General features: G+C 69.5%; 13 protein-coding genes. 7 read left to right on the forward strand and 6 right to left on the reverse strand.

Features of this window, described 5'->3' with window-relative positions; translation table 11 throughout:
* The first annotated feature begins 156 nt into the window (after positions 1-156).
* A complete protein-coding gene (ppk1, locus tag D7Y04_RS41185; protein ID WP_120597765.1) occupies positions 157-2322 on the forward strand; it encodes a polyphosphate kinase 1 in 2166 nt (721 codons plus the stop codon).
* Between the two features lie 12 nt (positions 2323-2334).
* On the opposite strand, the gene D7Y04_RS41190 is transcribed toward ppk1, so the two are convergent.
* From D7Y04_RS41190 to D7Y04_RS41205, 4 genes are all read right to left on the reverse strand, one after another.
* Positions 2335-2916, reverse strand: a complete 582-nt coding sequence (locus D7Y04_RS41190) for a hypothetical protein (RefSeq protein ID WP_121762896.1) — start codon at positions 2914-2916, stop codon at positions 2335-2337.
* A gap of 126 nt (positions 2917-3042) precedes the next feature.
* Positions 3043-4185: an App1 family protein gene (locus D7Y04_RS41195; protein ID WP_121762897.1), complete on the reverse strand. Its 1143-nt coding sequence runs from the start codon at positions 4183-4185 to the stop codon at positions 3043-3045.
* 32 nt (positions 4186-4217) lie between these two features.
* Positions 4218-6071, reverse strand: coding sequence for a glycoside hydrolase family 15 protein (locus D7Y04_RS41200; RefSeq protein ID WP_121762898.1), 1854 nt, complete (start codon positions 6069-6071; stop codon positions 4218-4220).
* Positions 6068-7162, reverse strand: coding sequence for a glucose 1-dehydrogenase (locus tag D7Y04_RS41205; RefSeq protein WP_120597761.1), 1095 nt, complete (start codon positions 7160-7162; stop codon positions 6068-6070). Before D7Y04_RS41205 ends, D7Y04_RS41200 begins: the two co-directional genes overlap by 4 nt.
* Positions 7163-7377: 215 nt before the next feature.
* On the opposite strand from D7Y04_RS41205, the gene D7Y04_RS41210 reads away from it, so the two are divergent.
* The 4 genes from D7Y04_RS41210 (at position 7378) to D7Y04_RS41225 (ending at position 10838) form a co-directional block, all read left to right on the forward strand.
* On the forward strand, positions 7378-7923 hold the full coding sequence (locus D7Y04_RS41210) for a hypothetical protein (protein WP_120597760.1): 546 nt from the start codon (positions 7378-7380) through the stop codon (positions 7921-7923).
* 133 nt (positions 7924-8056) lie between these two features.
* The gene (locus D7Y04_RS41215) at positions 8057-8974 is read left to right on the forward strand and encodes an ABC transporter ATP-binding protein (protein WP_121762899.1); all 918 of its coding nucleotides are present in this window, start codon (positions 8057-8059) and stop codon (positions 8972-8974) included.
* Between the two features lie 14 nt (positions 8975-8988).
* On the forward strand, positions 8989-9750 hold the full coding sequence (locus D7Y04_RS41220; protein WP_120597758.1) for an ABC transporter permease: 762 nt from the start codon (positions 8989-8991) through the stop codon (positions 9748-9750).
* Between the two features lie 68 nt (positions 9751-9818).
* Positions 9819-10838: an ABC transporter substrate-binding protein gene (locus tag D7Y04_RS41225; RefSeq protein WP_120597757.1), complete on the forward strand. Its 1020-nt coding sequence runs from the start codon at positions 9819-9821 to the stop codon at positions 10836-10838.
* Here D7Y04_RS41225 and D7Y04_RS41230 read toward each other — a convergent pair.
* On the reverse strand, positions 10835-11266 hold the full coding sequence (locus D7Y04_RS41230; protein WP_120597756.1) for a hypothetical protein: 432 nt from the start codon (positions 11264-11266) through the stop codon (positions 10835-10837). The two genes, D7Y04_RS41225 and D7Y04_RS41230, sit on opposite strands and share 4 nt — an antisense overlap.
* Positions 11267-11471: 205 nt before the next feature.
* Between D7Y04_RS41230 and D7Y04_RS41235 the strand changes: the two genes are divergently transcribed.
* Entirely contained in the window at positions 11472-12452 is a 981-nt protein-coding gene (locus D7Y04_RS41235) for an NYN domain-containing protein (RefSeq protein ID WP_120597755.1), read from the forward strand.
* Positions 12453-12485: 33 nt separating this feature from the next.
* Here D7Y04_RS41235 and D7Y04_RS41240 read toward each other — a convergent pair whose 3' ends face one another.
* The gene (locus D7Y04_RS41240; protein ID WP_121762900.1) at positions 12486-14528 is read right to left on the reverse strand and encodes a PilZ domain-containing protein; all 2043 of its coding nucleotides are present in this window, start codon (positions 14526-14528) and stop codon (positions 12486-12488) included.
* A gap of 424 nt (positions 14529-14952) precedes the next feature.
* Here D7Y04_RS41240 and D7Y04_RS41245 point away from each other — a divergent pair, with 424 nt between their 5' ends.
* Positions 14953-15444, forward strand: a complete 492-nt coding sequence (locus D7Y04_RS41245; protein ID WP_121762901.1) for a YkgJ family cysteine cluster protein — start codon at positions 14953-14955, stop codon at positions 15442-15444.
* Positions 15445-15471: the final 27 nt, after the last annotated feature.

Below are 15471 nucleotides of genomic sequence, written 5' to 3' on the forward strand. Positions count from 1 at the left end.
CACAGCCCGCACGCCTCGCTGGCCACTGCCAGGGTCATCCAGGGTGGGATACGCCCGGATGTCCGGTTCCAGGCCAGGCGTGCGAGTTCACAATCGGCGCGGTGCGAGACTGCTAGAGGGCACACCCTGAGAAACACCTAGGAGGAGTCACACGTCATGGCGAAGCGCGCCGCCGCCAAAGGCACCCCCCAGAAGACCATGGACCGGGACGTCGTTCCCCCGGGCACGGAGTTGCCGGACAGCGACCTGTTCTTCAACCGGGAGCTGTCGTGGCTGGCCTTCAACGACCGGGTGCTGCAGTTGGCCGAGTCGCCGGAGATGCCGCTGATGGAGCGGCTGAAATTCATCTCCATCTACGCGCGCAACCTGGATGAGTTCTTCATGATCCGCGTGGCGCGGCTGCACGAGCAGATCGCCGCGCGCGTGGGCCGCCTGGTGCCGGATGGCGCGTCCCCGGGCGACACGCTGGACAAGCTGCACACGGGCATCCTGGAGCAGGGCCGGCGCCACGCGGACTGCTTCGAGAAGGTGCTGCGCCCCGCGCTGGCGGAGAAGGGGCTGCGCATCCTGTCCATGAAGGAGCTGGACGCGGATCAACGCGCGCAGATGGAGCAGCGCTTCCGCGAACAGATTTTCCCCGTGCTCACGCCGCTGGCCATCGGGCTGGGGCGGCACTTCCCGTACATCTCCAACCTGTCCCTGAGCCTCGCGGTGCTCCTGCGCGACCCGGTGGCGGAAGACGAGAGCGTGGCGCGGGTGAAGGTGCCCAAGGAGATATTGCCCCGCTTCGTGCCGCTCAAGGGGGGCACGTTCTTCGTGCCGCTGGAGGAGATCATCGCGCAGCACCTGGGGGACCTGTTCCCCGGGATGGAGGTCCTCAACTGGAGCCTGTTCCGCGTGACGCGCGACGCGGACTACACCGTGTCCGAGGACGCGGAGGACCTGCTCAAGGCGGTGGAGACGGAGATCAGCCAGCGCCGCTTCGGGGACGTCATCCGCCTGGAGATCCAAGCGGGGATGAACGCGAAGCTGCTGGAGCCGCTGGTGGAGGCGCTGACGCTGGAGCCGCGGCAGGTGTACGAGGAGCACGGCCTGCTGGACCTGGCGGACGTGATGTCGCTGGCGATGACGCCGGGCTTCTCCGAGCTGCGCGACCCGCCGTGGACGCCGGTGACGCAGGCACGGCTGCGCACGGACAACGAGTCCGCGGACGGCGGGGGCACGGTGATGTCCGCGATGCGCCGGGGCGACCTGCTGGTGCACCACCCCTACGAGTCCTTCGCATCTTCCGTGGAGCGCTTCGTGAGCGAGGCGGTGGAGGACCCGGACGTGCTGGCGCTGAAGCAGACGGTGTACCGCACGTCGGACAGCTCCCCGCTGGTGCCCGCGCTCATCCGCGCGACGGAGCACGGCAAGCAGGCGGTGTGCATGGTGGAGCTGAAGGCGCGCTTCGACGAGCGCGCCAACATCCGCTGGGCGAACGCGCTGGAAGAGGCGGGCGTGCACGTCGTGTATGGGATTCCCAGCCTGAAGACGCACGCGAAGGCCATCCTCATCGTGCGGCGCGAGGGCGAGCGGGTGCGGCACTACGTGCACATCGGCACGGGCAACTACAACCCGAAGACGGCGCGGCTCTACACGGACCTGGGGTTGTTCACCACGGACCCGGACATTGGCGCGGACGTGGCGGACGTCTTCAACTTCCTCACCGGCTTCGGCCGGCCGCGCTCCTTCCGCAAGCTGCTGGTGGCGCCGCTGACCATGCGGGAAGGGCTGCTGGAGGAGATCAAGAAGACGCAGGCGGCGCACACGCCGGAGACGCCCACGCGCATCATGATGAAGATGAACGCGCTGGTGGACCCGGGCATCATCCGCGCGCTCTACGACGCGTCCCGCGCGGGCGTGCGCGTGGACCTCAACGTGCGAGGCATCTGCTGCTTGAGGCCGGGGGTGCCGGGCGTGTCGGAGCACATCCGGGTGGTGTCCAACCTGGGCCGCTTCCTGGAGCACCCGCGCATCTACACCTTCGAGCGTGGCGCGACGTCGCGGTGCTACATCGGCTCCGCGGACATGATGCCGCGCAACCTGGACCACCGGGTGGAGATATTGGCGCCGGTGGAGGACCCCACCCTGGCCGCGCAGGTGCGCGACGTGGTGGAGCGCTGCATGGTGGACACCAGCGGTGCGTGGGAGCTGGGCACGGACGGCACGTGGCGGCGGCGCACCGCCACCACGACCAACGACAAGCGCTCCGCCCAGGGTGAGCTCATGGAGCGCGCCATCCGCATGGTGCAGATGCAGAGCGGGCGCCCCGTGGCCTGAGCGGGGGACGGCTCAAATCTCGTGGTTCACCAGGTTGAACACCGCCACGCGGTGCGACTGGGGGAACAGCACGATGAACAGGTGGTTCCAGTCATGCGCGCCCGGCGCCACCAGGTACGAGCTGTAGAAGTAGCGGATCTGCACCTGCTCCGTGCCGTTGCCAATCTCCGTGAGCAGGTGCGGGTCCAGCGCGTCGAAGAAGAAGAGCGCGTCGGACAGCGTGCTGAACGGCACGGTGCCCTGGTCCTGCCAGGTGATGCGGCTCTGCTCGCGCGGGTCCTGCATCAGCGCGAACACGGACTCCACCGCGTCCGACAGCGTCGGCGTCTGCGTGGACGACCAGGGGAAGCCGTAGACGTCCAGCGTGCCGTCACACCAGTTGTTGTGCGTGTCGCACTCGTCGTTGCCGGCCTCCATGATCGACTCGAGCAGCGGCGTGGGGCCTTCCCACTCCAGCTCGATCTGGCTCAGCTTCGACTCCACCGTGCGCACGGACTGGGTGGACTCGGGCGCCGGCTCGGACGGTGCGTTGTTGCACGCTCCCAGGAACAGCGCGGAAGCCAGCACGGACCACTTCAGGGTGTTTCGCGACATGTGGACGACCTCGGGGGATGAAACGAGGGAGGCCCCGCGTGTGCCACAGCCCTCTCCCTGCCCTCAAGCCACAACACGTCACCCGTTCACGTGTCACCGCGCCGTGACGCGCGGGGTTGGAAATCTTCAGCCCCGCTCGCCCAGGGCGCTCCGCGCGGCGTCCTCGCGGCGGTGGGCCTCCACCTCCGGGACCTCCTCCCAGCGGATCCATCCGGCGCGCGCCGCGTGCCTCGCGGCGGCCACCGTGTCGTCCACGGCGACCAGCTCACTGCCCGCGTCGCGGATGTCCTTCGCGATGGTCTCCATCTCCTCGCCGCGCTTGGAGCCCCCCGGCACGTTGCGGATGTAGACGCAGCGGATGCGGCCCGGGTACTCGCGCACGATGGTGCGGTAGTGCTCCGCGTCCTCCTGGCCGCTGTCCCCAATCAGCACGAAGGGCAGATGCGACAGCGTCTCCAGCACGCCGCGAATCTTGTCCAGCTTGTGCCCGTGTCCCCCGCCCGGCGCGAAGCCATGCCGTGACAGGCCCCAGTCGCGCAGCAGCAGCGGGCCAATGGGGATGCGGTGGATGGAGAGGAACTCGTCCAGGTGCTCGTAGAGGTTCCACGGGCTGCTGGACACGTAGAAGATGGGGTTGTCCGCCGTGCCGCTCGCACCCGCCTGGAGCGCCGCGTAGAACGCGTCCACGCCCGGGAAGGGCAGCCGCCCCCGGTGCTCCGTGAGGAACAACGCCCACGCGCGCTTGAGCGGATCCGTCACCCCCGTGGCGATGACCGTGTCGTCGATGTCGCTGATGACGCCCAACTCCGCGCTCGTCCCCGCCACCCGCACCGGCGCGGACACGCGAGGCACCCCTTCCGCCTCCGGCGATAGGAGCTCCAGCTCCACCATGTGCCAGCCAGAGCGCACGCCCTCGGGCGGAGGCACCCACAGCTCCAGGAAACCCTCCTCGTCCGTCACGCCCTCCCAGCGCTTGTCCCCCCAGCGCACCGCCACGTGCGCGCTGGAAATCTCCCGCGTCATGTAGCGCTTGTAGGAGGCCACGGCGCTGCTCCACAGCGTGTGGCGCTGGCGCTGGGGCGTCACCTTGCGCTCCTCCAGCACGCGCGCCTTGATGACCACGCGCTCCGGGGTGCCGTAGCCCCGGTACGGCAGGATGCGCAGCGGCGGGGCGATGCCCAGCCCCTTGCGCACGCGGCGGCTCAGCACGTCGTATTGGGCATCCGCCTTGACGGCGAAACGGAACAGCAGCGGGTACAGGTCGGGCATGGCGGGTGCGCGCGAGTCTACCGTCCCCTCCGTCAATCGTGGCGGCCCAACGTCCGGTCCAGGTTATATGCCGCGCTGATGAGCGACAGGTGCGTGAGCGCCTGCGGGAAGTTGCCCATCGCCTCGCCGGACATGCCCGTCTGCTCCGCGTACAGCCCCACGTGGTTCGCGTAGCCCTGCATCCGCTCGAAGATGAGCCGCGCCTCGTCCAGCAGGTCCGGCCGCACGCTGCTCGCGCGCGTCATCGCCTCCACCAGCCAGAAGCTGCACAGGTTGAAGGTGCCTTCGCTGCCTTCAATCCCATCCAGCTTCTCGTCCGCCTCGTAGCGGAACACCAGGCCGTCCGACGTCAGGCCTCCCTCCTTCGGAGCCTTCCGGATGACGTCCAGCGTGGAGATCATCCGCGGATCCACCGGCGACAGGAAGAACACCAGCGGCATCAGGAGGTTCGCCGCATCCAGCGCTTCGTGCCCGTAGGCCTGGATGAAGGCGCCCTTCTCCTGGCACCAGCCCTTCTCCATGATCTCCTCGAAGATGGCGTCGCGCGTCTTCAGCCACTTCGCCCGGTCCGCCGGCAGGCTGCGCTTGTCCGCGAGCCGGATGGCCCGGTCCAGCGCCACCCAGCACATCAGCTTCGAATAGACGAAGTGCCGGCGCGAACCGCGAATCTCCCAGATGCCCTCGTCCTCCTTCTGCCAGTGGTCGCACACCCAATCCACCAGCCGCCGCAGGTGCCGCCAGAAGTCATACGAGATGGGCGCCGCGTACTTGTTGGACAGGTACACGGAGTCCATCAGCTCGCCGTAGATGTCCAACTGCAGCTGGTCCGCCGCCGCGTTGCCAATGCGCACCGGACGCGCGCCGCCATAGCCGCGCAGGTGATGCAATTGCTCCTCGTCCGGCACCCGGCTGCCGTCCAGGCGGAACATCAGCGGCAGCGGCCCATCCCCGTTCTCCGCGCAGCGCTTCTCCACCCAGCGCATGAAGGCGGCGGCCTCCTCGTTGAAGCCGATGCGGATGAACGCGTAGACGGTGAAGGCCGCGTCCCTCAGCCAGCAGAAGCGGTAGTCCCAGTTGCGCGTGCCGCCGGGGGACTCCGGCAGGCTGCACGTGGGCGCCGCGATGATGGCCCCAGACGGCTCGAAGGTCATCAGCTTCAGCGCCAGCGCCGAGCGCTGCACCATCTCCCGCCACCGCCCCGTGTACTTGCACTTGGACACCCAGTGGCGCCAGTAGTCCACCGTGTCGCGGAAGAGCTTCTCCGCGGAGTCGTGCGTGTGCAGGTGGTGGTGGCAGCCCTCCACGCCGCCCTCGCGCAGGGTGAAGACCGCGGACTGGCTCTCCTTCAGCGTGAAGTGCGCGACGACGCCGTTCTTGTCCTGCTTCAGCGGGATGGGCGTCACCAGCTGCATGCTCAGGCCCTTGGAGACGAAGGCCGCGCCGCCGTTCACCACGTGCGTCTCATGCTCGTCCCGCGCGTAGTTGAACGCCGGGAAGCACTCCATGCGGAAGGACATCTGCCCGCGCACCACGCGGATGCGCCGCAGGACCTCGCGCCCCTCCGCCCTCGCCCCCTTGCCCAGCGGCATCAGGTCGATGAGCTCCCCCACGCCGTCGGGCGTGTAGAAGCGCGTCACCAGCACGTTGGTGTCCGGCCAGTAGAACTGCCGCTTCTGGACGTTGTCCGGCTCCGGGGACACGCGCCAGTACCCGCCCTTCTCGGGGTCCAGCAGCGCCGCGAAGATGCTGGGACTGTCGAAGTGTGGAAAGCACATCCAGTCGATGGTGCCCTCGTAGCCCACCAGCGCCACCGTGCGCAGGTCGCCGATGATGCCGTGGTCCTCGATGGCCACGCCGCCCTTCAGGTCCGAGTGATGCAGGTTCACCGGGCATGCTCCTGGAATGAGATGACGTGCTTGATGCCGCCCTTCGCTTCCACCACCTTCGCGAACTCCGACGGCGGGTGGCGCTGGGTGACGAGCGCCTCCACCCGCCCCGGCCACTTCGCGCGGAAGCGGGCCAGGTCCTCCAGCGCTTCACGGAAGTCGCTGTCCGACGCGTTCACCGTGCCGAACATCACCCGGTTGCCCAGGACGAGCTGCCCCAGCACCTGGTCACCTTGCAGCTCCAGCGGCTCCTCACGCCCGGGCACGCCGGTGAAGATGAGCACGCCGTTCTCCTCCAGCACCTGGAGCGAGTCGAAGGCCACCTTCGACGCCCCCGTCGCCTCGTAGATGAGGTCCACGCCGCCCAGCTGCTTCTTCAAGGCCTCCACCGTCACCTCCTTCGAGGAGATGTACGGCGCGCCCACCGCCTCGGATGCGGCGGCCTTCTCGTTGGGCTTGGGGCTGCGCGAGTACACCGTCACGTCGAAGCCCGCGCGCATCAGCGCCATGGCCCCCAGCTGCGCCACGGGCCCCGCGCCCAGCACCAGCGCCTTGCCGGGGTTCAGCTTCCACGGCAGGCGGGACTGGATGTGCGCCACCTCGCGCAGGCCCTTCTCCGCGATGGTGAGCGGCTCGGTGAGCACGGCCACGCCGCGCAAGTCGTCGTCCGCCTTGTGCAGGTAGGCCGCGTCCTCCACGAAGTGCTCCGAGCAGAAGCCGTGCGCGCCCTGGATGCCGCGCTCCGTGTAGTCCCCCGTCACGCAGAAGTCCGGGTAGCCGTGGCTGCACGCCGGGCAGCGCGTGTGCGGACAGGGCCTGCGCACCCGGGGCACCACCAGGTCCCCCGGCTTCAGGCCCTGCACGTGCGCGCCCACCTCCATCACCTCGCCCAGGCACTCGTGGCCCAGGATGAGGTGGTCCTCGCCCTTCGGCGCCGCGCCGTGCTGGCCCTTGAGGATGTCCTGGTCGGTGCCGCACACGCCCACCTCCAGCGTGCGCACCTTGACCTGGGTGGGCGAGTGCAGCCGCGGTTCGGGAACGTCGAGGACGCGCACCTCGCGCGAGGGGAACATGACGGCCACGGCCTTCATGGGATGAGGACTCCTTCCGGGCGAAGTGCTGAATGTCCCAGGACAAGGGGTGCGGACTTGGGACCCATGTCGCAAGTGCCCGTCCGCCGCCCTGCGTTTCCCCACCCGGCCCGCCAGAGGGGACCGCCGCTGAACAGCCCGGGCCGCCCGCCTGCCTGGAGGGCGACACTCGAAAGCACTCCCCCCTGGGGCGCGCGGGTCTATAGAAACAGGCCGTGCGTGCGCCCCCCGCCTACCGACGCAGCCGCGCCACCGCCATCGGTGCCACGGCCTTCCTGATGCTCGCCCTGCCCTTCCTGGTGCTGGGGGTGTTCTTCCTCGGCCAGAACGCGCGCATGGACCTGAGATGCGAACCCCAGGGCCCGTGCGTCCTCAGCCGCTCCAGTTGGTTGAGCCACGACGAGGTGGGCCGCTACGCGCCCGCGGATATCCATGGCGTGGAGGTGGCCCGCAGCCGCAGCACCCGCAAGGGCGCGGCGCCCATCTTCCGGGCCCAGTTGCAGACGCGCTCTGGCGTCCAGCCGCTCGCCTACCAGTGGACGGAAGCCGAGCCGGAGGCCCAGGCCTTCGCGGACACCGTGCGGCGCTACCTCACGGGTCCACGCACGGACGCGCTCGAGGTGTTCCAGGACGACCGCAAGGCGTCGCTGCGCGTGGGCGGCGCCTTCACCGTCGTGGGCCTGGGCGTGCTCGCCCTGAGCCTGTGGCTGCTCTCCCGCACGCTGGCGCACCGCAAGGCGGAGCGGGCCACCGTCTCCTGACGGACAACAGAGCGCGTCGAAAAGCAGGCGGACGGGCACCTCGGACTTCACCTCCTGCCCTACACTGCAAGGCGCCTGCCCGCTTCCAGGCCCCTCCTGTGCGACCGCGGGGCAGGTGAATAGGTTGTGGCGAATGTTTCGACGCCTCATCGAGCGGATGCGGGGCCTGCGCCGAGCGGCGCCCTACCTCTTGCGGCCCGCGAACGTGGACGCGGACCGGGCGAAGATCTCCATCGCCCAGCTGGACCACCACTACTCCAACAAGGTCGTGGCGCTGAAGGACGTGAACCTCAACGTCCGCTCGGGTGAGTTCGTCTGCCTGCTCGGCCCGTCCGGCTGCGGCAAGTCCACGCTGCTCTACGCGCTCGCCGGCCACGTGGTGCCCACCGGCGGCCGCGTGGCCATTGACGGCAAGCCCATCCACGGGCCCGGTCCGGACCGGCTCCTGATGTTCCAGGAGGCCGCGCTGTTCCCGTGGCTCACCGTGCGCGGCAACATCACCTTCGCGCTGGGCGCCCGGGGCGTGCCCCGCGCCGAGCGCCGCGAGCGGGCCAACGCCTTCATCCAGCGCGTGCGCCTGGAGGGCTTCGAGGACACGCTGCCCCACCAGCTCTCCGGCGGCATGAAGATGCGCGCCAGCCTGGCCCGGGCGCTCGCGGTGGACCCCACCGTGCTGCTCATGGACGAACCCTTTGGCGCGCTGGACGCCCAGACGCGCGTGCACATGCAGGAGATGTTGCAGGCCATCTGGCTGCGCTCCGGCAAGACGGTGGTGTTCGTCACCCACGACGTGCAGGAGGCGCTGATGCTGGGCACCCGCGTGGTGCTGATGGCGCCCCGTCCGGGCCGCGTGGTGGAGGACCTGGAGATCCACCTGCCCATGCCACGCTCGCTGGAGGACCCGTCCCTGGACGCGATGGCGCGCGACATCCGCCACCGCCTGCGTGCCTCGGAGGACAACGCGCTGGAGGTCCCTCCCGCGGAGCCCGTGCAGCGCCGCACGCGCACGCCGTCCAGCCTGCCTCGCGCCAGCGTCGTGACCGGCCGTTAGAGGGGACATCAGCCATGCTGAAGTGGGCGCAGAAGCTGGGGATGATCGCGCTGCTCTTCGCGCTCTGGGAGGGGCTGTCACGCTCGGGCGTGTGGAACAAGCACCTGTTCCCCGGACCGCTGGAGGTGGTCCAGGCGCTCATCGCCATGGCCCGCGACGGACAGCTGGGCGGCGCCACGCTGCGCTCGCTGGGCCGGCTGACGCGCGCCTATCTCATGTCCGTGGGCATCGGCGTGCCGCTGGGAATCTGCATCGCGCGGCTGTCCTTCTTCCGCAACGCGGTGAAGCCGGTGGTGATGGGCCTGCAAGCCCTGCCCTCCATCTGCTGGCTGCCCCTGGCCCTGTTGTGGTTCGGCCTCAACGACACCGCCATCCTCTTCGTGGTGGTGATGGGCAGCGTGCTGGGCATCGCCATCGCCACCGAGGACGCGGTCAACGGCCTGGACCCGCAGCTGGCCCGCGTGGCCAGGACGCTGGGCGTGCGGGGCCTGCGCTTCTACTTCGGCGTGCTCCTGCCCGGCGCGCTGCCCGGCATCGTCACCGGCCTCAAGCTGGGGTGGAGCTTCGCGTGGCGCGCGCTGCTCGCGGGCGAGCTGCTCTTCGTGTCCGGCGGCCTGGGCCAGCTGCTCACCATGGGCCGCGAGCTGATGGACGTGTCGCAGGTGATGGCGGTGATGCTGGCCATCATCCTCATCGGCATCACGGTGGATCGCGTCCTCTTCCAGACGGTGGAGACGCGCCTGCGGCGCCGGTGGGGCCTGACGCCGTCCGTGTGAGCCGAAAGACGCTTCTGCCCTCACGGGCATTGATAACAGGTGGGGAATCTCCAATAGCGTGACGCACCATGGCTTCCGCGCGTCCGCTGTCCCTGCTCCTCGGTGTCTGCGTCCTCCTCCTGACGGGTGTCACGTCCTGCAAGAAGGACACGCCCTCTGGCGCCAACGCGCCCCTGCGCGTGGCCTTCTTCCCCAACATCACGCACGCGCAGGCGTTGGTGGCGAACGCGGAGGGGCTCTTCGGCTCTCAGCCCGGCATGGGCCACGTGGAGGTGCGGCAGTTCAACGCGGGCCCCGCGGCCATGGAGGCGCTGGTGGCGGGCTCCGTGGACGTGGCCTACGTGGGCCCGGGCCCCGCCATCAACACGTACCTCAAGGCCGGCAAGGAGCTGCGCATCATCGCGGGCGCGGTGAACGGCGGCGCGGTGCTGGTGGTGAAGAACGTGAAGACGGCCGCGGAGCTCAAGGGTAGGAAGCTCGCGACCCCACAACTTGGCAACACGCAGGACATCGCCCTGCGCCACTGGCTGAAGGCCCAGAAGCTGAGCATCTCCACGGACGCGGGCGGCGACGTGCAGGTGATTCCCATCAGCAACCCGGACATCCTGGCCCAGTACCTCCAGGGCGCCATCGAGGGCGCGTGGGTGCCCGAGCCCTGGGGCGCGCGCATGCTCGCCGAAGGGGGCGGTCACATCCTGGTGGACGAGCGCGACCTGTGGCCGGACAAGCGCTTCCCCACCACGGTGGTGGTGACGACGAAGAAGGTGCTGGAGACGCAGCGCCCGCGCATCGCGGCGCTCCTGGGCATCCACGTGCGGCTCACCGAGCGCTGGCGCGCGGACCCGGCGGCCTTCGCCACGTCCGTCAACGCCGCCTTCGGCCAGCTCACGCGCAAGCCCCTGCCGGCGCCCGTGCTCCAGGACGCGTTCTCCCGCCTGGAGCCGAGCCTGGACCCGGTGCCCGCCGCGCTGAAGACGTCCGCCGAGCACGCGAAGTCACTGGGCTTCATCCCCAATGACGACGTCGCGGGGCTCGTGGACCTGAGCGTCCTGGACGAGGTGCGCGGCGGCGGCGCGAAACCGAACTAGTCCTGCTTCTCCCCCTGGAGGGACAGGGCCACGTTGTCCGTCTCGTCCACCTGGTAGAGGGCCAGGACCTGCTGACCCTTGAGCGGCGGCTTGTAGATGGTCAGGTTGCTCATATCCAGTGGCACCACCGGCCCGGTCACGTCCTGCACGTACAGAATCAACCCGGACCGCTTCACCACGGGTCCGCTGACCTGACGCATCTTGTTCGGGTCCAGGTTGATTTGCCGCACGGCCTGGCCCGGGGCGACGATGTTCGGCGTCAGGGTGGGGATGGTGCTCGGGACGTTCGACGGGCTGCTGCTCGCCGGATTGGTGTAATTCGCCACCATCTGCCCGGATTGGTCGCCGTCCTTGGTGACCGTGGGCTCACTCGCCAGCGCGGGACCCGCGCACAACAAGAGACCGAGCGTCGGCGCGGTCCACGCCATGGCTCGCCAACGTCTGGTGAATCCGTGCATCATGGTGACACCTCCGTGGCACGGGGGCGCTGCCCCCGGGCTTTCCGCTCAAACGTAGGGTGGGCAGCACTGAATGTTCAGCGGCGGAACACAGGCCGTGCGTGAGGCAGCTTCCCCACAGTAGGGTGGCGCGCACGCGAGCCAAGGACCGCTCGCATACGAATACGAGGCACCTTTGGCTGGACGTACCGACGAGCAGCACCGCATCGCCCTCTTCATCGACTTCGAGAACCTGGTCACCAACACCGGCATCAGCGCCAACAACTTCGACCTGCAGCCCGCCCTGGACCAGCTCCTGGAGCAGGGCAAGGTCGTCTTCCGCCGCGCGTACTGCAACTGGTCGCGCTTCGAGGACGCGAAGCAGCGCCTGCACGACGTGGGCGTGGAGCTGGTGGACGTGCCCCCCTCCACCCGTGCTGGCAAGAACAGCGCGGACATGCGCCTGGTCATCGACGCGCTGGAGCTGTGCTACGCGCGCGAGCAGATTGACACCTTCGTCATCGCCTCCGGCGACAGCGACTTCTGCCCCCTGGCGTACAAGCTGCGTGAGAACGGCCGCACCGTCATTGGCCTGGCCGTGCGCGAGGCCAGCTCCCAGATGTTCGTGCGGGCGTGCGACCAGTTCATCTACATGAAGCCCAAGAACCGGGGCGAGTCCTCGCACAAGGACAAGGACCACGGCGGCCGGGGCTCCAAGTCTGACGAGGGCAAGGGCGGCAAGCGGGGCGGGAAGGGCCACGACAAGGGCCACGACAAGGGCGGCAAGGAAGCCGCCGAGTCCAAGGGCGGCAAGCCCAAGGCGGAGGTGCCCGCCGTCGCGCGCGAGGTGGTGCAGAGCCTGCTGCGCCGCGCGACCGGCCCGCTCAACCCGTCGCTCGTCAAGGAGACCATCGTCCGCAAGGAGCCCGACTTCGACGAGCGCGACCACGGCTTCTCCACCTTCGCGCGGCTGCTGGAGGCGCTGGAGCAGGAAGGGCTGCTGCGCCGCATCCAGCAGGGGCGCCAGGGCTACATCGTGGGCCCGGACTCGGACGTCGGCGCTCCGGCGCGCGAGACCAAGGGCGGCAAGGGCCGCCACGCCAAGGCGCCCGTCCCGGTGGAGGAGGAAGAAGAGGAGCTGGAGTCCTACCCGGACCCGGACGACGAAGGGCTCTAGCCGCTGCTCCAGGGCCCCCCGCCCACGAGTCCACTACGTCGCGCGCGGCGTGGTGGACTCGCAGAGGTGCTCCAGGAACTCCGGCAGCAGGCGGGCGGACATCACCCACAGCTTGCCGTCGCCCAGGTCCGCCAGGGACACGCGCTCCGCGTACTCCACGCAGGTGGCCTCCACGTAGTGGACGAACACCTTGCGGTCGCGCGCGCGGTACCACTCCGCCGCGCGGCCCAGCAGCGCCACGAACGCGTCCTGTACCTCCGGCCGCGAGTCATCCTCCAGCGGCACCAGGCGCACGCCGTCCAGCACGTTGAAGAGGTTGAGGCCCGGCTGCGCGGACTCGAACACCGCGAAGGCCACGGCGCGGCCTTCATGACGGGCCACCACCAGCTCGCGCTCGCGGGACAGGCCCGCGTCACCCCAGCCGGTGCGCGTGGTCTCCAGGTCGAAGCGCTCCGGCACCAGGTCCAGCGCTTCCCGGTAGGCCTCCGGTTGGGTGGTGGCCACGCGGGCGAAGAAGCTGGCGCGCTCCTCCTGGGTGGGCGTGCCCATGCGGATGTTCGCGGGCTGCGTCCAGGTGCTGTCCACCTCGCCCTCCATCAGGCGGAAGGGCACCAGGCACGTCTGGCCGGTGTGCGCGTACCAGGTGGCGAAGTCGAACTTCGTGTAGCGCACCCAGCGCACGTTCGCCTCGCAGTAGGCGAAGAACCACTTCACCTCCGGGTCCACCTGGGTGGGCTCGTAGCCGCGCAGGTAGATGTCGCGCAGGGCCTCGCGAGCGGTGGAGCGGCTGCCCGGGGGCTGGTGCCGCGCCAGCTGGTGCGCCATCCAGCTGCCCGCGTAGGGCTTGAGCACGGACAGCGTGGCCTCCATGCCGTCCTCCGCGGGGCGCACCACGCGGTAGCCCAGCAGCGGCGCCTCCTGGAGCTTGTCCTGCGTGCGGGAGAACTGGTCGCGCAGGCTGGTGAACTTCTCCGGCTCCTTGCCCGGCAGGCGGAAGTAGCCGGAGCGCTCGAAGAGCTTCCAGGTGGCGTCGTTCCAGTCGCCTTCCACCTTGGTGGTGGGATGGGCCTGGGCCTCCACCAGCGCGCGCCACGCGCGGGCCCCTTCGGCGTCCAGGGGCCGGACGCTCACGCCGCAGCGGCGGCCGTTGGGCGTGCTGGAGATGTTGCGCACCTCCGCGCGCAGGCGCACCGGCGCGTGGCCCTCCAGCCCGACCTCCATCACCGGCAGGCGCAGGCCCGGGTACATCAGGTCCTCGCCGGGCTCGGTGAGGAAGGACAGGCCTTCGTAGGAGACATCCAGCAGGCCGCGGTGCACGTGCACCTGGGGCCAGAGCGGGTGGTCGAACTCCACCGTGCAGGACGCGGCGGCCTGCGTGCGGCGCAGCCAGCGGTGGCGGAAGCGCACCAGCGACGTGGGCGCCGGCATCAGCAGCAGGCCGCCCTCCACGCGCGCGGCGTCCATCTGGAAGTGCACCACGCTGGAGTAGCCGAACGCCTCCAGGGTGAGGGGCCCGGGGGGGAGCACGCCGTGCAGCTGCCAGCCGAACGCGTCCTGGAGCGGCTCGAAGAAGGCGCAGGTGACCTCCGCCACGGTCTGGCCATCGCGCGAGCGCAGCACACCGCGGGCCTGGCGGGACGCGAGCGCTTCACAGATGCGCGCGACGCGGTCCGCGTGGTCGATCTGCTCGCGCCACACGGGCCGCGTCTCCGGCGTGAGCAACAGGCCGTTGTCACGCAGCGACTCCAACAGGCCCACGATGCGGCGGCCCGCGTCCAGCGGCGGCGCGACGAAGCGCAGGCTCACCTCCGGGCGCATGGCGTTGACGCCAATCACTTCCGCGTCCAGCGCGGTGGCCCACCGCTCGCCTTCACCCACCACCACGGACGCGGCCTGTCCCTTGCGGGGCACCGTGCGCGACTCCAGGTGGAGCGTCAGATGCTCCAGGGACAACTGCACCAGACGCCCGGGAGAGAAGTCCGAACCAAACGAGGCCGCCGCGCTGAGCTCGGTTCCCACCCGATATCCGAGGAGGGCTTCGCGGCCGGCCGGCGCGTCGTGAGTGTCAGTGTGCATGCGGGGGCTCCCTGAGGTGCTACGGGGCTTGATTCTACGACGTCCGAAGTAACCGTGGTGTCCCCAAGTTACGGGTGACCCGGGGAACTCGGATTCCCACAGAGTGGAGATCATTCACTCCTTCTGCACTGAGACCTTCGGGCTGGAGCGGCGGCCACGCATTGGACTGTCGCGAATTGGTTTCTCACTCGCCGGGGATTTCCTTCACGGACAGACGCATGGCCTTCCGAGACAGGTTCAGCTCTGTCCCTCCCCTCGGGTCGTGCGGACCCCAGAAACACAGGGTGGTTCCGACACATGGAACACGAGGGACATGTCGCATGTCTACTGGTGAGACATGGATTGCCTTGGAGGGACGGAGGCCGGGGCGACACACGTCGGGGATGACTCGCCTCCCCACGAGGCGTTATCCCGGGAGCCCGCCATGTCCTCCGCCCTGTCCACCCTCTGTCTCCACTGCGGCATGTGCTGTGACGGCACCCTCTTCACCCAGGTGCCGCTGCGGCCCGCCGAGGCGGAAGCCCTGCGCCAGCGGGGCCTCTCTCTCACAGTGAAGGAGGACGGCGCTCTGGCTCTTCCCCAGCGCTGCGCTGCCCTGGAGGGCCTGTGCTGCACGGTGTACGCGGACCGCCCGGAGGCCTGCCGCCGCTACCGCTGCCAGCTGTTCAACGCGCTGGCGGAGGGAGAGGTGTCCCTGGAGGAGGCGAAGGGCGTAGTGGATACCGCGCACGCCAAGGTGGACACGGTGGTGCGCGGTGTGGGTTCCGCTGAGGGCGGAAGGGGTCCCGCGATGCGTCAGGCGCGGGTAGCCGCGGCCTCGCTGACCTTGGCTCCCGAGACACGAGAATCCCTGGCGCACGCGGAGGTGTACCTGGACCAGCACTTCCGGGGGCGCTTCCGCCGCTCGGGCGGCTAGCGTGGCGGGGTCCTGTTCTCCGACCGA

The organism is Corallococcus sp. AB038B (assembly GCF_003668955.1).
Lineage (GTDB): Bacteria > Myxococcota > Myxococcia > Myxococcales > Myxococcaceae > Corallococcus > Corallococcus exiguus.